Raw genomic sequence first — 16,523 nt, 5'->3', positions numbered from 1 at the left:
AATCCTTTAAATGTTCGGCAATTTATTTCAGTAATTTAGGTAAAAGTGTAATGATGCCGATATGTTATGTACCAAATATGGTATAGGCAATAATAAGTATTGACTGTCTCCAGGGGTAGAGGTATTAGAATTATTTTTATGAAACTAAATGACAACTCAAGGACTGACAAATTTCCTGAGGTGATTTCTCGGCTTTACAACATCCTTTTCGAGAGACTTCAGGAGATGAAAGATGAGAACGCTCTGTCCTTGCTGGAATTGTCAAACCTCACCCCAAAAATGGTCAAAGGGGCGGATTACCTTTACTTTCAGGGGCGCTTGCTGAATGGGAGGCAGAAACAGGTTTACCTTGGGGCTCGCAAGGCATCTGTCCTGGATATTGAAGAAAAGTTCGCTAAAGCTCAGGAGGTAAAACAGAAGTATCTTGATACAATCGAGAAGTCGTTAGGCGCGCTCAGGGCACTTGGCGTGGGAGCCTTTCCCGCCAGACCGGGGAGAGTTATTGCCGCACTTGCCGAGGCGGGCATATTCGATTTGTATGGTGGGGTGCTTCTTGAAGATGCCGCTTTTTATTGTCTCGCCCAATTGCACGGGCTGATGCTGCCCAAAGCCCTTGATGATGAAACTGATATTGTCGTGGGAGTTTCTGCCAGCCCCAAAGTTCCTCAAAACCCCTTGGGCCTTCTGGATAAAGGGTATTCTCCCGTGAATCGCTTCGACCCGGTTGCGATGCCCTATTACTCACGCGAAGTAACGGGCAGTTGTGGGATCAGCTTCCTCTGTCTATGGAACGAAGCGGGGGAGAATGGGGCTTTGCTGCAATTTCTGATTAAAGAGCCAATACAAGTGATTGCCTTTTGCAAACGACCCGTCATCGTAACTGTCCCGGACCCGGTTCGATACTTCTTGTTCAAGATTATACGTTCGCAGCTTGCGGAAAATAGCTCTTCGATTGCCAACAGGGATCTGTTTCAGGCAAAAGCTTTATTCAAGGGAGTTCGTGAAAAGTTGACGTATTCTGAAATATACAGAGAAGCACGGGCATTAAATTGGGAATGGGGGCCACTCATAGCGAGGGGGCTTGAAAATCTCAAGCGGACCATGGGGTAGACACCATATGTCATGGCAGGGGCAGGAAATTTCCCACTCTTAGCCGGTTTTAATGGCTTTTTTGCACTGGTTCTGGTACATGAATGCTGTTAATCTTCTGTTAGGGATGCTCCATGCCGCCAACCCCCGAGGAAAAAGCCCGCGAAGAGATTGACCGGCTCCTGATACAGGCCGGATGGCTGGTCTGCGACCTGAAAGAGGCAAACATCCATGCCGGCCGTGGCGTCGCTATCCGCGAGTTTCCGCTCAAGCCCGGTCATGGGGAGGCCGACTACCTTCTCTACGTCGATGGCCAGGCTGCCGGAGTGGTGGAGGCGAAACCTGCCGGCTACACACTCACCGGCGTCGAGATCCAGTCAGACAAATACAAGCATGGCCTTCCCGATACCCTCCCTGCCTGGTCACGACCGCTGCCGTTCTGCTACCAGTCCACCGGCGTGGAGACCCGCTTCACCAACGAACTCGATCCCAACCCCCGGTCGCGACCGGTCTTTTCGTTCCATCGTCCCGAGACCCTTGCCGCATGGCTTACTGATGAGGGCGACAGGGAAATCGGCATCGCCTCTGAGCCTTCCTCCATTTACCGCTCAACCTATCGCGCCCGCTTGCGGCAGATGCCGACACTCCACGAAGAGGGGCTCTGGCCGGCGCAGATCACGGCCATCGCCAACCTGGAAAAGTCTCTGGCAGACAACCGGCCACGGTCTCTGGTGCAGATGGCCACTGGCTCGGGCAAGACCTTCACTGCCGTCTCCTTTATCTACCGTCAGCTGAAGTTCGCCAACGCCAAACGGGTACTGTTCCTGGTGGACCGAGCCAACCTGGGGCGCCAGACCTTCAAGGAGTTCCAGCAGTACGACTCCCCGGTCAATACCTTCAAGTTCACCGACGAGTACATCGTCCAGCACCTTCAAGGGACCACGATCGACACCACCGCCAGGGTCTGCATCTGCACCATCCAGCGCCTCTATTCCATCCTTCGGGGCGAAGAACTGCCTGAAGAGCTGGATGAGCAATCGGCAGAAGGAGTCGAATCGCTCTTCAAGGAACCGCAGCCGGTGGTCTACAATCCGGCCGTACCGCCAGAGACCTTCGACCTGATCATCACCGACGAATGCCACCGCTCCATCTACAACCTCTGGCGCCAGGTGCTCGAATACTTCGATTCGTTCCTGGTAGGCCTCACCGCCACCCCCAGCAAGCAGACATTCGGGTTCTTCAACCAGAACCTGGTCATGGAGTATCCGCACGAACAGGCGGTTGCCGACGGGGTCAACGTCAACTACGATGTCTACCGCATCCGCACGAGGATCACCCAGGGTGGTTCGACCGTCGAGGCAGGCCATTACGTGGACCGCCGGGAGCGGGAGACGCGGGCGGTACGCTGGGAGCGGCTGGATGAAGACCTCGCCTACGAGGCGAAGCAGCTCGACCGGGACGTGGTTGCCGTGGACCAGATCCGTACCGTCATCAAAACCTTCCGCGACAAGGTGCTGACCGAGATCTTCCCCCAGCGTCAGTGGGTTCCCAAGACCCTGATCTTCGCCAAGGACGATTCCCATGCCGAGGATATCGTCAAGATCGTTCGCGAGGAGTTCGGCAAGGGGAACGACTTCTGCCAGAAGATCACCTATCGCACCACCGGCGCCAAGCCGGAAGACCTGATCGCGGCCTTCCGCACCAGCCCGATGCCGCGCATCGCCGTAACCGTGGACATGATCGCCACCGGTACCGACATCAAGCCGCTGGAGATCGTCTTTTTCATGCGCACGGTCAAATCCCGCTCCTTCTTCGAGCAGATGAAAGGTCGCGGGGTGCGGGTCATCAACAAAGACGACCTGCTGGCCGTCACGCCGGATGCCATCGCTAAAGACCACTTTGTCATTGTCGATGCCGTCGGTGTCTGTGAAGAGGACAAGACCGACTCCCGGCCGCTGGAGAAGAAACCGACCGTTTCCCTGGAAAAGCTCCTTCAGGCAGTGGCGCTGGGGAATGCCGAGAGCGAGACCATCTCCTCCCTTGCCGGCCGCTTCGCCCGTCTGGAGAAGAAGCTTCCGCCCGAGGCAACAGCAGAGATCGCGAAGCTTGCCGGCAAGGGGCTGAAGGAGATCACCGCTGATCTGATCGCCGCCATCGACCCGGAGCAACAGATCGAGCAGGCACGGCGCCAGTTCGCGACAGATGATCCGACGGTGGAGCAGGTCAAACAGGCCGCCACCCAGTTGGTCCGCGAGGCGGTCAAGCCGCTCTGCAATCCCAGGGTGCGGGAGAAGATCCTGGAGCTGCATGCCCGGGCTGACCAACTCATCGACACCGTGAGTGCAGATGAGGTGATCGAGGCAGGGTTTGATGCCGAGGCGCTGGAAAAGGCCAAGGGGCTGGTGCAGAGCTTCGAGCAGTTCATCGAGGAGCACAAGGACGAGATAACCGCCCTCCAGATCCTTTACAGCCGTCCGTACCACCAGCGGCTCAGGTATGACGAGATCAAGTCCCTGGCGGAAATGATCGAGAAGCCGCCCTATCTCTGGCGCATTGATCGCCTGTGGGATGCCTACGCAGCCCTGGAGACCTCCAGGGTTAAAGGTGCGGGGACGAGACGGCTCTGGACCGACATCGTCTCGCTGGTCCGTTTTGCCCTGCATCAGGATCCGGTGCTGGAGCCTTTCGCGGAGCATGTGCACGAGCGGTTCGCGGTGTGGCTGGCCAAGCAGGAAGAGGGCGGGATGACATTTTCTGACGAGCAGCGGCGCTGGCTGGAGATGATCCGGGATCATGTCGTTGCCAACCTCTCCATCGAGCGGGATGATTTTGCTTATGTGCCGTTCAGCCAGGAAGGCGGGATCGGGAAGGTGTATCAACTGTTCGGGGAAGAGCTCTGGCCGATGCTGGAGGAGTTGAATGAGGTGCTGGCGGCGTGAGCAATTGGCAATTGGTTAAACTTGGATCAGTTACGACGAAGGTTGGGAGCGGCGCCACTCCGCGAGGTGGGAAGGTTTCATATAAATCAGCTGGTATCTCACTGATCAGGTCCCAGAATGTCCATTTTGATGGTTTCCGGGATGAAGGACTCGCGTTCTTAGATGACGATCAGGCTGAGGCGCTTAAGTCGGTGGAAGTCCGTGCTGATGATGTACTGCTCAATATTACCGGGGCCTCAATAGGGCGTGTGACGACTGCGCCGTATCGAATGTCTGGTGCGAGAGTTAATCAGCATGTGTGCATTATAAGGCCTAAGCCGGAGCTTAGTCCCTCCTATCTACGCTGGTATCTTGCCTCTCCTCATGTTCAGCACTTTATCTTCGATATTCAGACCGGAGTTACACGGCAGGCGCTTACAAAAGATCAAATTTTGGCTTTTAGTGTTCCTCTTCCACCGTTAGAAATTCAAGAGAGGGTCGTCTCCGAAATCGAAAAACAGTTCTCCCGCCTCGACGAGGCCGTGTCAGCGCTGAAGCGGATTCAGGCGAACCTCAAGCGGTACAAGGCGGCGGTGCTGAAGGCTGCTGTGGAAGGGAAGCTCACCGAGCAGTGGCGGAAGGGGCATCCCGACGTCGAGCCTGCCGATCAGCTCCTCAAACACATCCTCGCCGAGCGCCGTGCCAAGTGGGAAGCCGAAGAGCTGGCGAAGATGAAAGCGAAGGGGATCAAGCCGAAGGATGATTCGTGGAAGAAGAAATACAAGGAGCCTGCCGGGCCGGATACGGCCAATCTGCCGGAGCTGCCTGAGGGGTGGGTGTGGGTTCGTCTTGGTGCACTTCCCGTTGATGTCTTTGATGGACCTTTCGGGTCTAATCTGAAAAGCACTGACTATGTTTCGTCTGGTGTCCGAGTAATTCGCCTAGAAAATATAGGCTCGCTTGAGTTTATTGACGGGAAAGTATCATTTGTCACTGAGCAAAAATATGAGCAACTGAAGAAGCATACGGTAGGACATGGGGACATTATTTTTTCTTCCTTCGTAGCAAACGAAACACGGGTTGTCATATTGCCAGGTCATATCAAAAAGGCAATCAATAAGGCGGACTGCTTCTGTGTACGAATAAACGACGTGGCAATTAATAAGCGCTACATCGAAACCTTCCTAGCGACTCGTACTGCCTATGAACAATTGGTTGGGGACGTTCATGGCGCCACACGTCCAAGGATCAACACAACTCAACTGAAGGATTGTCACATATCCATGCCGTCTATTGCTGAACAGAATGAAATTGTCTCTGAAATCGACCGCCGCCTCTCCGTCACTGAAGAACTCGAAACCACCATCGAGACAAACCTCAAACGCGCCGAGCGCCTGCGGCAGACGATTCTTTCAAAGCAATTTCATATCACAAAATAAGATAACGGGTCGATCATGCTCCCAGATTTTGTAGTTTTAAAAAGAGAGATTAATGAAGTTCTAAACCTATTTATGAGGCGGAGATTTCAATATTACTGTACCGGCATACAAGATATTCCAAAAGAACAGTTGTTTGAAGGTACTGGTATGTCAATTCATCGTGCCTCAGGAGATGTTGACAAGAGTTCATTTATTCAAAATTCAACGGAATTCTCTATTTCTTATGACGAGGTTCCAGGTTTATCTCTTAACGATGTATTAGATAAATTAGATAAAGCCGCTAAAAACATGTCTGATCAAGTCCAAAAAACCTTCTATCTAAAAATGAACGAAGATCTTGATCGAATGGGTAGAACTGTAGATCAGAAGGGTAAACCATTTACGGCAGATACTATCTTGGAAGCACTTAAAAGCATCCACATAGACTTTGATAAAGATGGAAAACATCATGGTTTGGAGTTGCACACTGCTCCGCAATTACAGGACGCTGTCAGGAAGGCCTTTGCTGACCTTGAGGCTGATCCTGACCTTAAGAGGCGACACGAAGAATTGATGATTCAGAAGCGGGAGGAGTACCGTGCTAGAGAGGCTTCTCGAAGGCTGGTTGGATAGCGCAAGTGAAAGGAGTTATCAAGGCCCCTTCTGTCAAATATTGTCAGCAAAAGGGTACAAGATTCTCCACAGCACACGTCATAGCGCACTTGAGTTCGGAAAGGATATCATAGCAATCGGACCTGATGGCAAGACGTGTGCGTTCCAATTAAAAGGTAATCCGGGTGCCCGGTTATCCTTATCTGAATTCAGAGACATTCAAAACCAGTTAGTTCAACTTGTAACCCAGCCTGTCATTTATCCAGGCTTAGGAATAGCACCGCATAGGTCTTTTTTGGTTACAAACGGAATTGTTGAAGAGGAGGTCCATCGTGCGCTAGACGACCTAAATCGTGGTTGGGCTGCGCAATGTGCCATTGGTCATACGGTCGAACTGATTTCGCGAGGTCAGCTACTAGCTGACATTCAACTGTATGGCGCGAACTTGTGGCCTTCCGAGCTAGAGAATGTGAATAATCTGCTGAGTTTGCTAGTAAAAGACGGGAAAGAGAGTTACTCATTTGAGCTTGCGTCAGAGTTGTTAAAAGAAGTTCTTCTGCTGGAAGAAACTATCCCGAATAAAGTATCTGCCAATGAAATTAAACGTAGAATTACAAGTGCTGCTCTTCTTACCGCGGCTACTCTGCGGAACTTCTATCGAGAAAATAACCATTACAGCATAATTTGTGGATGGTGCATGTATGCAACCCATGCAGTAGCTTGTATAGAGAGACATGGTAAGTCGTATAAGCAAAATGCTAAGGAAGCTGTTGATATTGCCATGGCTTCAATCCTTGCAGCATTGTCTGACTTGTGTGATGAAATCAAGGACAAAGGCCATCTCGTAGAAGGTGATCCTTTGGCAGATGCTGTTACATATCGAGGTAGGTATACGCTTGTCGTCGCATTGATGTCAGTTTACTGGTTTTGGGGCCAAGAAGCTGGATTCTTAAAAGAAGGCCATGATGGCTTTTTACAAAAGTTTTTACCAAGAGACTTCACCCATCATTATTTGTGGGGCGAGGGGGCTGTTCCGCAATTTCTGATATATATCTGGTATCTACGAGCAACAGAGGCCGGGATTCGGCCCGACTTCATGTTAGGAGAACTTCTTAAGCAAATTGTTGGTGCCAATACGCAAAAAAACGAGGTTGGCTTAAGCAGCCCGTATTACGGGTTTGAGGACAAGATACGCTTTCTTATGAAAGAATTTCTCGGAATAAAAGAGGACCCATACCACGATACAAAATTTCAGAATTCATCGTATTTTGCAAAACCACTCCTGAATTTGCTAGTCCGGACAAATTTTAAAGTTACATCCAAATCAGTGTGGCCGAGCTATTCTAAAATGCTTCACAAGCATTTTGAGCCAGAAGAGAAATGGATGTATTGTCTTTATAAATCAGCCAAAGGCACAAATGTTGATGATCAACCCCCGCTGACAAAAGAATGGCAAGAGTTGCAGCAGGAGGCCCGAGAATGTCGATGCCTTGAAGTGCCGGAATCTCTTGTTGAAAACAAATATTTGATCATGCTTTTTTGTATAGTTTTACCCTATCGAGCTATTCCATCAGTAATAAGTAAGCTCGATAGATATTTCAACGGTTCTTGGTTTATACGTGAACCTCCTGTCGTATAAACAGTGCAAACAAAGAAATAAGGAGGATTGATATGAACACTGGAAATAATGCTAATAGATGGTGGGAAGGATATCTTGTCCGTTACCTAATGCCATCTATAGCTGGCATGGTAATAGTTAGTAACTTGTCAAACATATCTGGGCCTGAGATGAGGTCAGTTCTATTTATCCCAAGCGAGGTTCGAGACCTAGATGCTGCTAGATTGATCCTGCTCTTTTTGTATGGAAACCTGTTTTGTTACATTGCCTCGTATCCAATCCTTACTTTCCATGCAACTCGGGTTATTGATTTTGGTAAAGAAGGGAATAAATGGCCAGCAAAAATACATCTTGATGGATACTTAGCCACATTTTTTGCTGGGGCATTGGTGATTGTGTTGTCGACCTTATACTCTGATCTGCTAGCCGTAATTTCTGCCTTTGCAGTTGCTGTTGGGTTTTCATCACTTCAGATTGCTCGCATGTATACGGCTTTTACTAACAAAATTGAATGCTGGGGACTTAAAAATAAAGTTACCCCCTTATATGGGCTTGCCTATTCACTGTCACGCAGGCGTGGCATAATTACCGAAAATCAAAAAAACTGGACTAACAAAGAGCTAGTCGATACATATAGGCATTTAAGGGAGCATGGCAATACTGCATTTATATTCTTTCTTGAGCTGATATTGGCTGGGCTATGTTTTTTGATTATTTCAAATACTAGCTCTTCGCATCATCTTCTTTTGCTAGGTATATTATTTGGGATTTGGGCAATTCCCTCCGTTCTTATCCACTTGGTTGGGCAACATCTAGAACGCCGTTTTTCGCTATATGACAGGCGTCTCACAGCAGGATCGGACGAAGAAATCCGTGAGGAAGAAGCTGAGGGCTCATTATGAATCCAGACTCAATGCAAGCTCATTGTTACTTCTGCAACGGACTCTCGTTAGAAGGAATATATAAGTAAAGTGAGGTAGTCCATGCCCGTATATGAAATAACTACCGATGCAATTCATCCGCTGGAGGAGACATCCTTCATTTCCGCCGGCATCCGTGAGCGGGCTGATCTCCAGCGACTTCTGCTTGATTCTATCAGCGTCATTGACCGTGACGTTATGGTGATTACCGAAGAGTTTGGCGAATGGGAAGATAGTCGTCGCCGTATCGATCTGCTTGGGCTTGACCGGACCGGAAACCTCGTGGTTATTGAATTGAAGCGCACTGAGGACGGCGGCCACATGGAGTTGCAGGCCATCCGTTATGCCGCGATGGTATCGACAATGACGTTTGCCAAGGTCGTATCCGTGCATGCCGATTATCTAAAGGTCCACGGTAAGGATGGGGACGCCGAGGCGGCAATTCTTGATTTTCTGGGTTGGGATGAGCCGAACCAGGAGGAGTTTGCGCAGGATGTCCGCATCATTCTGGCCTCGGCTGAATTTTCAAAAGAGTTGACCACCTCGGTAATGTGGCTGAATCAACGTGACATGGATATCCGCTGCATTCGGCTAAAGCCGTACCGACTGGGGGAGCGTATCCTCCTCGACGTTCAGCAGATCGTTCCCCTGCCTGAGGCCACCGATTATCAGGTGCGAATCAGGGAAAAAGCGGTAGAACAGCGCCAGGCAAGGCAGCAGCAGACTAACCGCGATCTTACCCGCTTTAATCTTAGAATCGAAGGTGCTGAGTATCAGAACCTTCCGAAGAGGCGCATGATCTATCAAGTCGTCAAAGCGATGATAGGCAGAGGAAAGACGCCAGAGGAGTTGCTGCCGCTGCTGCCCGGCAGTGAACGCTGGCTGATTGTCGAAGGTGAGTGCTCTGAGGAGGAGTTCCATCAGAGGGCAGAAAAGGTTCGCGGCCAGCGTGGCGCACTTTATGAACCCCGACGCTATTTCAATGAGGACGGGGAACTGTTCCGCATAAACGGGAAAACCTATGCTCTGACTAAGATGTGGGGCACAGGGACAATCCCCGCGATGGAAGCGATCAAGGAGAAATACCCTGAAGTGAAGATTGAATATGTGGAAGCAGTTTAGTTGTTGAATTTAACGGATAGTGAACGGAGAGCGAATGTCAAAGGCTAAGATATTTCTCGTTGGAGAAACAGATAAAGTGCTCGTTCCAATGGAGGAGACGCCATATGCCGCGGAAGATATTCTCCAAGGTCTTTTGGAGGACTACCCCGACCTCGTTCCCGGCGATCAAATCAATCCCGATTATCCGCGCAAATGGTTACTCATAAAACGAGAGGCTGGCGTCCCATCTTGTCAGGACGGAAGCGACAACTGGAGTCTCGATCATCTGTTTGTAGATCAGGATGGGATTCCAACGTTCATAGAGTGCAAACGGGCGACTGATACCCGCATCCGCCGGGAAGTTGTCGCCCAGATGCTCGACTACGCTGCCAATGGCACTATCTATTGGTCTGTCGACCGTCTCAGGCAAGATGCTGCTGAAACGGCGCGCCTGCAACAAAAAGACCTCGACGAGTTGGTTGCAGACTTGGTCGGTTCCCGTGAAGAGGATGCGCTGGATCAATACTGGAAAACTGTCGAAAAAAATCTCAAGGAAGGCAAAATCCGCCTTGTCTTTGTTGCCGATGAAATCCCACGAGAATTGCAGCGGCTGATTGAGTTCATGAATGACAAAATGTCTGACATTGAGGTAATCGGCGTCGAGGTGAAGCAGTACCTTGGCGGCGAGAGAAGGGCCGTTGTCCCGCGATTGATCGGTTTGACCGAAAGGGCCAGGCAGAAGAAAGAAGGTGGCTCCACGACACCAACCAATCAGACCAAGTTTCTTGCCAGCCTTCCTTCGGAAAGTCGTGAGTATTTTGACAAACTATTCGGCATTGCACAGCAGCGTAACCTGATTGTTTCGTGGGGCAAGCAGGGCTTCTCGCTCCGCATCAAGTTTGCCAGCAACAGTAAAGTTACGTCGTTCGCCTATGGATGGCCTAATGGGCATTTTAACTTCTATTTCGAATATCTCGATGTTTCTCAGGAAGAGTTGGCAGCACTTCGTAAGGAGTTGATGAGCTTCGGCGTTTTTAACGAGTCTGGCAAATATACACTTGATGTGTTTATCGATCAGGCCAATCTGGACAAGGCTCTGGAGATGTTTGTGTTTATTGCCGACAGGATGGAGCAGTTGGCGGCAATTGAAGCTTAAGATTTCAATAAACGGGCTTGGAGAGCGGAATGGCAAAGATCCAAATTGACATGTTCGAAGTTCAGCTAGGCTCCAGTCTCCTGCTCCAATTTAAAGACAAGGCAGGCAAACAAATTCGCATCCTCGCCGACGCCGGCATTAGTGTAAACAAGAGCAAGGGCTATCTTCAGGACCATGTGCTCAAGAAGCTTCGGCAGATGTTCGGCGACGGGAAAATCCGGCTGGACCTGCTGATAGGCACTCATTACGACGAAGATCATCTATATGGTCTGATCCCAATAATTAAAGACCCTGGTATCGAAATCGGCGAAGCCTGGCTACCCCCGGTTGCGAATGACACGGAGTACCAGCCTGCCGGCATCAGGGTGCGAAGCGAGCAACTTTTGGCTCACCAATTTGCCAAGAAATACGGCGCGGAAACATTGGAGCGCTACTTAGGAGTCAAACTGGCAGCGTGCGAAGAGTTACGAACACTGGAAAGGGCTGCGGACGAACCACGGAAAGCATCCTTTCCGAGGCAGAATTTCAAGCGTGAATTTTCAGAGGAAGCGTTTACCTGGAATGGGGAGACGGATTCTGCTGTAGGACTGTTTCAAAGACATCTTAAAGATGCGGATTCAACAATCGGCAATTTTTTAAGTGATGAGGATCTTATGGATTTTTCATCGTTTTCATTGCACAAGGAGGCAGTTGGAAAACCAATACTCGCTCAGGAACCTCTTTTCGACCGTTATATCAGAATTAATCCTGAAAGCCGCTTTGATTATTTCAAGGGGCGTTGGAGTAGAGGATCTACCCACGCTGAGCCGGATGCCGTTCATTTTGCCCAGATCCGTAAGTCACAGGCAAAGGACGCCATTACCGCGTCCCATCTATTCAAGGTCGTAGAAGCACTGAAAGCCAAAAGCGTTCCCATTGCCTGTCAGACGATCGAGGCTGGCAAGCCGATACGTTACATATGGCAGAGCGCGCAGGCCCGTTTCATCCCGGGTGCGAACCTCGTATCGGATGGCCCAGTTCTTACCCTCCTTGGTCCTTCACAGAGGCTGGTCAAAAGCCTGCGCGACAAGCTCCCTGTCGGTGACTACCTAGCAATGTTCACCTATACACCGGTGAAGAAACGATCAATAACGCCAAGCAATCAGCTCAGCTACATCATGCGTCTTGAAGCTGAGAAACAGGGGATTCTGGTGTCCGGTGATGCGGGGTGCGTGGATTTTGCAGCCGGGAAAAGCGGGTTCTATCCTGCTCTGTTGGCACCTCTCCTGCCGTTACACGTGATCCAGATCGCCCACCATGCAGGCTACAACTGGGACTTTTACAATGTGCTGCTGGAAGCGAACTATCACAAGCAAACTGAAGGCTCTTTCCTGCTTATTTCCCACGCGACTACCGATAAAACAAGACCATCCAAAGAATTTGCCGAGTTCATCGGCCAGGTACGTAAGTCCGGCGATGATATGCAACTGCTATTCACTTCGCGTCCGTCTGCTGACAAGGTTCAAGACTACAAGACGATTATTCATAAATCCGTTGACGGGAGCGGAGATGTGGGTGATGTCCGGCTTAGCTTTGATGGAAAAGCATGGATGGTGGATTCACATGCAATATCAATTGCTGATGAAATGCCTAAGTTTACCGCAGATGCAGATAAACTAATGACTGCGTCGCCAAAGAAAGCTCGGCGCACCAGAAAGAGTATTAGATGACCCCAGCCGCAATTGTCAGCAAACTATGGAATTACTGCAACGTTCTCCGCGACGATGGCATGAGCTACGGCGACTACGTCGAGCAACTCACCTTCCTCCTCTTCCTCAAGATGGCTTACGAGAGGACGAAAAAACCTTTTGATCAGAAGAGCCCCGTTCCATCCGGCTACGACTGGCCGAGCCTCCTGAAGAAGGACGGCGACGAACTGTTCGACCACTACCGTCACACGTTGGAAAAACTCGGCCAAGAGAAGGGGCTTCTGGGGCTCATCTTTGGCCGGGCGCAGAACAAGTTCCAGGACCCAGCCAAATTGCGCCGCCTGATCGTTGACCTGATCGACAAGGAAAACTGGTCGATGCTGAGTGCCGACGTGAAGGGGGATGCCTACGAGGGGTTGCTGGAGAAAAACGCCCAAGATACCAAGAGCGGGGCAGGTCAATACTTCACCCCCCGTCCGCTGATTCAGGCGATGGTAGACGTGACCGCTCCGGGACCCGCCGATACGGTCTGCGACCCGGCCTGCGGCACCGGTGGCTTCCTGTTGGCTGCCCATGATTACATCTCCAAACACCACCGCCTCGACCGGGACCAGAAGAAGAACCTGAACGAGAAAGCCCTGCGGGGCTGGGAACTCGTGCACGCTACTGCCCGGCTCTGCGCCATGAACCTGATGCTCCACGGGATCGGCAGCGACACGCTGCCACTTACCGTCGGCGACGCGTTGGCTGCCGATCCCGGCGACCGCTTCTCACTTGTCCTTACCAATCCTCCCTTCGGCAAGAAGAGTTCCACCACCATCATCGGCGAGGACGGCAAGGCTTACAACGAGAAGGAGACCATCGAGCGGGAAGACTTCTGGGCCACCACCTCCAACAAACAGCTGAACTTCGTCCAGCACATCAAGACCCTGCTGAAGCAGCACGGGCGGGCTGCGGTAGTCGTGCCGGATAATGTGTTGTTCGAGGGCGGTGCCGGGGAGACGATCCGCAAGAAGCTCCTCCACGAGTGCGACGTCCATACCCTGCTGCGCCTCCCCACTGGGCTCTTCTACGCCCAGGGGGTAAAGGCGAATGTCATCTTCTTCGACAAGAAGCCGGCCTCCGAGACGCCATGGACAAAGAAGCTATGGATCTACGATCTGCGCACCAACATGCACTTCACCCTGAAGACGAACCCACTCCAGCGCAGGGACCTGGACGAGTTCGTCACATGCTACAACCCTGTTAACCGGCACGAACGCACCGCCACCTGGAACGAGGAAACCCCGGCTGGTCGCTGGCGCGCCTATAGCTACGACGAGATTATTGCCAGAGACAAGGCGAGCTTGGACATCTTCTGGCTGAAGGATGAAAGTCTTGAGGACTCAGCCAACCTTCCTGCACCTGATGTTATATTGAGGGATATGATTGAAGATCTCGAGGGAGCGCTGGAGCAGCTTAGGCTTATTGCTGAAGATGTAGGAGCGGACGTCACTTCTCCCTGAAATAGACAGGCTGCTCAGGATAATTTGATTAAAAAATTGCCGCCTCCATCGGAGACGGCAATTTTTTTGGGAAACGGTCAAACGGTCGCCAGTGTATTCTTGTTGCAAAAATGAAGCATAAATTGGCAACAAATATTATGAAGCATAAAGTGGCAACCGTTGCTACATTATGCTTCAAGGGACATTTAAGCACCTTATGTCTATTGGCGGAGGTACATGGGAATCGAACCCACCAGGGAAGTTTCTCACCCCCCTCAACGGTTTTGAAGACCGCGCGGCCCACCAGCGACCGTCGTACCTCCGGAAGGATTACAGCTTGATCACAGAACCGGCAGCCATTAGGGCTTCAGCGCTGTTGTACATGTTTGTGACACTTCCAACTTTGAGTTTCTCTTTTTTGTGGAAAAAGTCAAGGCAGAGGCCGCAGGAAAGGACCTCTACTCCCATGTTGGCCAGTTTCTGCAGGGGTTCGACCACTTCCGACCCTTCGGTGGTGAGGTGGACGGCAGTGTTGAGAAAGATCATCCGTGACGGGAGATCAGGGAGTTCCAGCAGGGTGATGACGAAGTTTTTCATCAGCAGTTTACCGAGTTCTTCCGGTCCGTCCCCCAATCTGTCGGATGTCAGGAGGATGACAGTCTCCCCGCTTTTGTGTGCCGCTTGGGTCCTGGGGGGGGCCGCAGCAGTCGTGTCGATCCTGAGAGCGAAGCCCTGCTCCAGCTCGGTTTCGGCAACCTGGTAACCGCGGTTTTGCAGGAAACGGGTGACGTTTTCCCGTGCCGCTCCTGCGTCAACCAGCAGTTCAAGCTTTTCGGCGCCCGATTCTTCAAGCGCTTTTTTGGTCGTCACCACCGGGGCCGGGCAGGCCATGTTTCTGCAGTCAATAGTCTTCATGCGTTCTCCAATGGCATATAAATGAAAGAATAGAGCCTCGGGCAGATGTCTGTGGTATTATTGATCCGCATTGTGCGGGTCACAGGGCCTGAAGGCGGTGTATTCTAGCACATCGGCCGGTCGTAATGGCAATTTTTTCAGGAGTGAATTATGGCAAAAGAGCTGAGCCGAATCCCCAAGGTAGACAAGCTGCTGACCTGGCCGCCGATTATTTCCCTGTTGGTGGACCATCCCCGACCACTGGTGATGCAGGCAATCAGGGGAACCCTTGATCGGCTCCGGCTGGATTCGGTAAACGGGGTATTGCCTCACAACATCAACGAAGAGCAGCTGGCCTCGCTGGTGCAGGAGGAGCTCGGCCGGCTATCGGCAAGCAGCCTCAGGCCGGTTATCAACGGCACCGGGGTGGTCATTCACACCAACCTGGGACGATCCCTGCTCAGCCGGTCTGCCTGCGAGCAGATAGCCGCTGTTGCCGGGCGTTACAGCAATCTTGAAATCGATATCGAGACCGGTGAGCGGGGGGAGCGTTACAGCCATGTGGAGTCCCTGCTGTGCGAGCTGACCGGCGCCGAGGCCGCCATCGTGGTCAATAACAACGCGGCTGCGGTGCTGCTGGCTCTTTCGGGGATGGCTGCGGGACGGGAGGTCGTTGTCTCCAGAGGCGAACTGGTTGAGATCGGCGGGGCGTTCCGGATTCCTGATGTCATGCGTCAGAGTGGCGGCATCCTGCGCGAGGTCGGCGCCACTAATCGCACTCATTTGAAAGATTACCAGGCGGCACTGTCCGCCGAGACTGCGCTGCTGCTTAAAGTCCATACCAGCAACTTCGCGGTGGTCGGTTTTACCGCAGAAGTCACTGTTGCCGGATTGGTTGATCTCGGCCGCCGACACGGCATTCCGGTCATGGCCGATATCGGCAGCGGCTCACTGCTCGACCTGGCGCCGTACGGCGTTTTAGGCGAGACCACCATCAGCGACTACGTGAGCAGCGGCGCCGACATCATTACCTGCAGCGGCGATAAGATGCTCGGCGGGCCGCAGGCAGGGATCATCCTGGGGAAGAAGCCGATTATGGACAAACTGCGCCGTCATCCGCTGCTTCGGGCAATTCGCATCGATAAGCTCACCCTGGCGGGGCTGGAGGCCACGCTCAGGCTTTATCGCGATGAACGGCAAGCGCTGGCCGAGATCCCAACCTTGCGGATGCTGACGTCTCAACCTGCTGAACTCAGGAAAAGGGGCCAAAGTTGGCTGCGTCGGCTCCGGGGGAAGATACCCTCCTCTGTTGCGCTTTCGCTGCACGAAGGTAGTTCCCAGGTCGGTGGCGGCGCGTTGCCGCTGCTCAACCTGCCGACCTGGCTGATTGCAGTGACTGCTGAGCACTTGTCCGCCCAACAGATCGATCAGTCATTGCGCAAGGGGAGGGTGCCGGTGCTGGGGCGAATCTACCGTGACCGCTACCTGCTTGATCTGCGCACCTTGCAGGACGAAGACTTTCCGCACCTGATTGAGGCATTGCAGCTGCTGGTCGAGCCTCCAAACGGTCAAAGGTGAACCGTATACCGGATTGACAGGACCGGCCATCGTGCTATGGTATTCAG

Annotated in this window: 12 protein-coding genes and 1 tRNA gene; 11 read left to right on the top strand and 2 right to left on the bottom strand. The window is 52.0% G+C overall.

Translation table 11 applies throughout. From position 1 onward, the window contains the following. Positions 1-138 precede the first annotated feature (138 nt). The 10 genes from KI809_RS04975 to KI809_RS04930 all read left to right on the top strand — a co-directional run bounded on the left by KI809_RS04975 (position 139) and on the right by KI809_RS04930 (position 14,025). Positions 139-1,110, top strand: a complete 972-nt coding sequence (locus KI809_RS04975) for a GSU2403 family nucleotidyltransferase fold protein (protein WP_214170375.1) — start codon at positions 139-141, stop codon at positions 1,108-1,110. Between the two features lie 113 nt (positions 1,111-1,223). Beyond that, a complete protein-coding gene (locus KI809_RS04970) occupies positions 1,224-4,028 on the top strand; it encodes a type I restriction endonuclease subunit R (protein WP_214170374.1) in 2,805 nt (934 codons plus the stop codon). Next, entirely contained in the window at positions 4,025-5,446 is a 1,422-nt protein-coding gene (locus KI809_RS04965; RefSeq protein ID WP_214170373.1) for a restriction endonuclease subunit S, read from the top strand. The genes KI809_RS04970 and KI809_RS04965 overlap by 4 nt, the downstream gene beginning before the upstream one ends. 15 nt (positions 5,447-5,461) lie before the next feature. Continuing rightward, a complete protein-coding gene (locus tag KI809_RS04960; protein ID WP_214170372.1) occupies positions 5,462-6,058 on the top strand; it encodes a hypothetical protein in 597 nt (198 codons plus the stop codon). Further along, positions 6,024-7,676: a hypothetical protein gene (locus KI809_RS04955; protein ID WP_214170371.1), complete on the top strand. Its 1,653-nt coding sequence runs from the start codon at positions 6,024-6,026 to the stop codon at positions 7,674-7,676. Before KI809_RS04960 ends, KI809_RS04955 begins: the two co-directional genes overlap by 35 nt. A 32-nt stretch (positions 7,677-7,708) precedes the next feature. After that, positions 7,709-8,557, top strand: a complete 849-nt coding sequence (locus tag KI809_RS04950) for a hypothetical protein (RefSeq protein ID WP_214170370.1) — start codon at positions 7,709-7,711, stop codon at positions 8,555-8,557. Between the two features lie 81 nt (positions 8,558-8,638). After that, complete coding sequence (locus KI809_RS04945) at positions 8,639-9,697, top strand: PDDEXK family nuclease (protein WP_214170369.1); 1,059 nt, start codon at positions 8,639-8,641, stop codon at positions 9,695-9,697. A gap of 34 nt (positions 9,698-9,731) precedes the next feature. Further along, entirely contained in the window at positions 9,732-10,832 is a 1,101-nt protein-coding gene (locus tag KI809_RS04940) for a hypothetical protein (protein ID WP_214170368.1), read from the top strand. 29 nt (positions 10,833-10,861) lie between these two features. Continuing rightward, entirely contained in the window at positions 10,862-12,541 is a 1,680-nt protein-coding gene (locus KI809_RS04935; protein ID WP_214170367.1) for an MBL fold metallo-hydrolase, read from the top strand. After that, on the top strand, positions 12,538-14,025 hold the full coding sequence (locus KI809_RS04930; RefSeq protein ID WP_214170366.1) for a type I restriction-modification system subunit M: 1,488 nt from the start codon (positions 12,538-12,540) through the stop codon (positions 14,023-14,025). The genes KI809_RS04935 and KI809_RS04930 overlap by 4 nt, the downstream gene beginning before the upstream one ends. A gap of 204 nt (positions 14,026-14,229) precedes the next feature. On the opposite strand, the gene KI809_RS04925 is transcribed toward KI809_RS04930, so the two are convergent. Continuing rightward, positions 14,230-14,327, bottom strand: a tRNA-Sec gene (locus tag KI809_RS04925). A 7-nt stretch (positions 14,328-14,334) separates the two neighbouring features. Continuing rightward, entirely contained in the window at positions 14,335-14,919 is a 585-nt protein-coding gene (gene yedF / locus KI809_RS04920; RefSeq protein ID WP_214170365.1) for a sulfurtransferase-like selenium metabolism protein YedF, read from the bottom strand. 150 nt (positions 14,920-15,069) lie between these two features. Here yedF and selA point away from each other — a divergent pair, with 150 nt between their 5' ends. Then, positions 15,070-16,476: an L-seryl-tRNA(Sec) selenium transferase gene (selA, locus tag KI809_RS04915; RefSeq protein ID WP_214170364.1), complete on the top strand. Its 1,407-nt coding sequence runs from the start codon at positions 15,070-15,072 to the stop codon at positions 16,474-16,476. Positions 16,477-16,523 lie beyond the last annotated feature (47 nt).

Origin of the sequence: Geoanaerobacter pelophilus, from assembly GCF_018476885.1 — a bacterium.
Classification (GTDB): Bacteria; Desulfobacterota; Desulfuromonadia; order Geobacterales; family DSM-12255; genus Geoanaerobacter; species Geoanaerobacter pelophilus.
Note: the sequence above shows the minus strand (reverse complement) of the source record. Positions and strands in the feature narration are given on the sequence as shown.